Annotated in this window: 4 protein-coding genes; all 4 read left to right on the forward strand. The window is 29.5% G+C overall.

What is annotated here, in order from left to right:
• Nucleotides 1–112: 112 nt before the first annotated feature.
• The 4 genes from ACXAG4_RS15460 (at nucleotide 113) to ACXAG4_RS15475 (ending at nucleotide 4194) form a co-directional block, all read left to right on the forward strand.
• Nucleotides 113–724: a hypothetical protein gene (locus ACXAG4_RS15460; RefSeq protein WP_475296997.1), complete on the forward strand. Its 612-nt coding sequence runs from the start codon at nucleotides 113–115 to the stop codon at nucleotides 722–724.
• 168 nt (nucleotides 725–892) lie between these two features.
• Nucleotides 893–1900 carry a hypothetical protein gene (locus ACXAG4_RS15465; RefSeq protein ID WP_475296998.1) on the forward strand — a complete coding sequence of 336 codons (1008 nt, stop codon included), beginning with the start codon at nucleotides 893–895 and terminating at the stop codon, nucleotides 1898–1900.
• Between the two features lie 182 nt (nucleotides 1901–2082).
• On the forward strand, nucleotides 2083–2370 hold the full coding sequence (locus tag ACXAG4_RS15470; RefSeq protein ID WP_475296999.1) for a hypothetical protein: 288 nt from the start codon (nucleotides 2083–2085) through the stop codon (nucleotides 2368–2370).
• Between the two features lie 870 nt (nucleotides 2371–3240).
• Entirely contained in the window at nucleotides 3241–4194 is a 954-nt protein-coding gene (locus tag ACXAG4_RS15475) for a Fic family protein (RefSeq protein ID WP_475297000.1), read from the forward strand.
• The last annotated feature ends 246 nt before the right edge of the window (nucleotides 4195–4440 follow it).

Here is a 4440-nt window from a genome sequence, read left to right on the forward strand (position 1 = left end):
TCCGAAAATTCATTTCTTTTTACTAAATTCGTTCTACGGCGGAATAATCCTGCGGATTTTTCCGCAACGAATTTCTAGCCGTTAACCGTTGTACACCATTTGAGAAAATCGAATGAACAAGAAAATAATTTCGAGATTAGACAAATTAATTCTAGAAGCGAAACAGCTTCCAGAAGATTTATACACAGAATCGGAATTTGAAAATTATTCAAGTGCTTCGACTGAAGAAGAGAGAGGCCAAATGACTAAACTACAGTATGACCGCAAAGAAAAGAAGAATGAATTAATTCGGAAAATCTTACCATTTTTTAATGCGCACATTCCTGATAAAGAAGAATATTTCAACCAATTATCCTCTCTGACTTTTCGACCTAAAGAAGGAATTTATAATAGTTTTCATTATCGGGACAATGAAGCGTGGAGAAGCGACAGAAAAAGTCTGATTAATTTACTAGAAATCTTGAAAACGGAATTTGAGGAATCTAAATATTCTGTAAAAACTAAAGAATCGATTTTCAGTTCAAGGTTATTTTGGGCAATAGTTTCTACCGTTGGTGGTTTGGCTTATTTTCTCGGAACATATATTACCGAAATAAAATCTAACGAACTTGAAAACAAAATAATTCAAGTAGAAAAACAAAATGAAAATCTGATTGAGCAAAACAAAAAAACAAAAGACTCATTAGAGCAAAAAATAAAGGAATTGACAAAACCAACTGAATAAAAAAACGGTGTACAACAATGTATAACCGCAATTACGGCGGATTCGACTACGTCCGAATCCACTCGGAATTGCTAACGCCAGTTCTTAACCGAAAATTATTAACTTTAATCCCGTAACTGACGGTTATACGAGACCGTTGTAAAACATTAAAAAAATCAACTATTGAAAATGACAGATAAGAATTGGTTAATCCAATATTTACCTCAATTACTAATTTGCTTAGGTGTTATTTTAACGGCAATTGGTGGTTGGATTTCGTATACAAGAATGATTACGTATAGAAATGAAAATATCACATTAGGAAGAGACAATAAGAAATTGAATATCCAAAACATTAAAGCTACTGACGAAATTAAAGATTTTGAACAAGAAAACATTTCTCTTACAAAAAAGAATCAGTCTTTACTTATAGAGAATACAAACCTAACGAATGCAAATCAAAAACTCATAAAAAGCAATATATCAATCGCTAAAAGTAATGCTAAACTTTCAAGTAAGTTAATAGATGAATCGGAAATAATTAAATCTGAAATAACGGGAGGAAACAGTTACTTAAGACTACAAATTCAATATCAAGAAATGTATAATAATATATGCGTTTTTTTTAAGATTGAAGGAGAGTATAATTTAAAAAATGTAGAGTTGCATATATTTGAAATGGCAAGAACCAATTCTGATAATGAATTTCAAGAAGACCTAAAACAGGTTTATAAAAATAAATTCACCTTTATAAACATCAATAATTCTACAACAGAATTAATTAATGTCGCTGGTAATCCCAAAAGTTTGTTCTATCAAGCTATTATAAAAACTGGAAATAGAATTTATAGGCAGTATTTTTTATTTAAAAAACATACCAATAATATTTGGTATAATCATTCAATTTATTTCGATGATGTAGATAGAAATTGGTTTAGGGAAGAACAATTTTGGTCAATACCTGCAGATTTATCTCTGATTAAAACATTTGTTGTGGGTTACCCAGATTTTATTAAAACAATGCCTCCATTAGTGGAAAATCTAATTACTTATGACAAAACAAATTTAAACTCCATAAAGAAGGTAGAAGACAGTATTAATTCATCAAATAATTATGGAGATAAGGAAATAAGTGAAATGACTGATACTCCATTATTTATTGTCAAAAAAATCAGAAATGAATTATTTTCTAATTAAATTTTGAACCAGAATAAAAACATTTTACAACATTGTATATAAAAAATTGCTGTTTTGTCCTTAACCAATGTTAGTTGCTTTGTTTGCTAGCTTCTGATTTTCCTTCGGAAAATCCTCGCACACAAACACGCAACTTTCCATATACGTAGCCGTTGGCATTCATTGAGCAGAAACCTTAAAAAATGGAATTAAACCAAAAACAAATAAATTATTACAAGAAATGGGAAAGTAAAAGAAAAAACAAATTGAAGTATTTATTAATTGAGGGAATGCTTTATTGGGCACTTCCATTTTCAATATTTATGATACTCTTTGAATTGAGTGATAATCGTTTTACTTTTTCAATGAAAATTTTGAAAGATTTTATTTTACTTTATTCAATTTCCTCAATATTAGGGATTTTAACAGCTCTTTTCTCTTTTAAAAGAATTGACAAAAAGTATTTAGAACTTAAAAAAAATGAGTTATAGCTTGTTTGTGGAATAGGAAACTGAATAGAAAAGCAAAACCTGAATTGAATGCGGAATTGAAAAAAGTTTGTAGAATAAATCGCTGACCGAATTCACTCAAACGCTGGAGAATCTAAAAACGGTATTAAACCGAATAAAAAATAATCTGAATAAAAACAACGAAATGCCAACAATGTATAAAATTAATTGCTTGGTTCTAGCCTACTTACGAAAATCCTCGCGGATTTTCTATTCGGTTTTTATTTGCTAAATTAGTAACTTAAACCACGCAACTAATCTTATACGAGACCGTTAGTTTCAATGCTGGAGCAAGTTTGCGGTTAGAAAAATGCCTGGTGCTTAGATTCGAAAATTTTTTAGAATTTTAAGATAGATAATTCCGAAAAAGATTGCTGCCGAGTTTCAAAATGTTGCGAATTAAAAACTCTAAAATCGGAGTGAATAACTGTGCGGATTTTGACAAACGTTGCGGAAACCCTAAAATTATGAATAAAATTACGGTGGACTTCCACTCTGCTGAATAAACAAAAACTATATCGGATTTTGAGCTTTTTGTGGATTAAAAAAACCTTGCGGATTAACCAATCAAAATCTGATAAAAAAATAAATTGAGCGGATTTGGTTACCGACTGATTTTCAATCAAAAAAAGCACTAAAACTAACATTGTATATAAAAAATTGCTAGTTTTACCTTAAACAAATGGAAGTTGCTCGTTTGCTTGCTTCCGATTTTCCTCCGGAAAATCGCCGCTCACAAACACGCAACTTTCCATATACGAACCGTTGTGCCCAATTAAAAAAAATACGTTTCATAAGATAATTCAGATTAAATGATTGTATCTTTGATAGTATCAAATGATAGTATCAAAAATGAAACCACCTTACGAAATAACATCTTCTATTTTAAATTTAATAACTTCTATTTCAGAAAAAATAGGAGAAGTAAATGCTAATTTATTAAACAAACCTTCACCCAAATTGAGAAAACAGAATAGAATCAAAACCATTCATTCTTCTCTAAAAATAGAAGGAAACACACTTACAGAAGAACAAATAACAGCGCTACTTGAAAACAAAAGAGTTATTGGTCCTAAAAAAGATGTTCTTGAAGTTTTAAACGCAATTAAAATTTATGAAAATTTAAACGATTACAATCCTTCAAATGAAAAATCATTTTTAAAAGCACATCAAAATCTAATGGAAGGTTTAATAGAAAACGCTGGAAAATATAGAAATCAAAGTGTCGGAATTGTTAAAGGCTCTAAAGTTGAGCATTTAGCACCACCTTTTGAAAATGTGCCATACTTAATGAAAGACCTTTTTGAATATTTGAAAAAGTCTGATGAAATTGAATTAATTAAAAGTTGTGTTTTCCATTACGAAATGGAATTTATACATCCATTTTTGGATGGAAATGGAAGAATGGGAAGATTATGGCAAACTTTAATTTTAATGGAAAAATATCCAATCTTTGAATTTTTGCCTTTTGAAACTTTAATCAGTAATGACCAAGAAAAATATTATAAAGCTTTGGCTGAAAGTGATAAATCTGGAAAATCAACTAAGTTTATTGAATATATGCTTAATGTAATTGACATTTCAATAAGTCAGCTATTAGATTTTAATAATCGGACGTTAAATGAAAAAGATAGATTAGAGTATTATGTTTCATTAAATAAAACTGAATTCACAAGAAAAGATTATATGGATATTTTTAAAGACATTTCTTCTGCAACTGCGAGTAGAGATTTAAAGAAAGGAACTGAATTAAATTTATTTGAAAAAATAGGAGAAAAAAATAAGACAATCTACCGTTTAAAATAACTGGGCACAACACCGTATATAATTTATTGCTGGCTTCTCACCTACTTACGAAAATCCTCGCGGACTTTCTTGGTCGGTAATTATTTACTAAATTAGTTGCTTAAACAACGCAACAAATCATATACAAAACCGTTGTACACAATTTATGAAACACCTGGTCTATTCAATAACTTAACGCAACAAATCTAAAATTATAGATTTGTAATATGAGTTCAAAACACAGACGACTTTCACTCAAAGAAAGGA

The organism is Seonamhaeicola sp. ABD4_175, assembly GCF_056160885.1.

Bases quoted from the DNA above. Each gene is read 5' to 3' on its own strand.
- ACXAG4_RS15460 (WP_475296997.1), top strand. From the start codon at position 113: ATGAACAAGAAAATAATTTCGAGATTAGACAAATTAATTCTAGAAGCG.
- ACXAG4_RS15465 (WP_475296998.1), top strand. From the start codon at position 893: ATGACAGATAAGAATTGGTTAATCCAATATTTACCTCAATTACTAATT.
- ACXAG4_RS15470 (WP_475296999.1), top strand. From the start codon at position 2,083: ATGGAATTAAACCAAAAACAAATAAATTATTACAAGAAATGGGAAAGT.
- ACXAG4_RS15475 (WP_475297000.1), top strand. From the start codon at position 3,241: ATGAAACCACCTTACGAAATAACATCTTCTATTTTAAATTTAATAACT.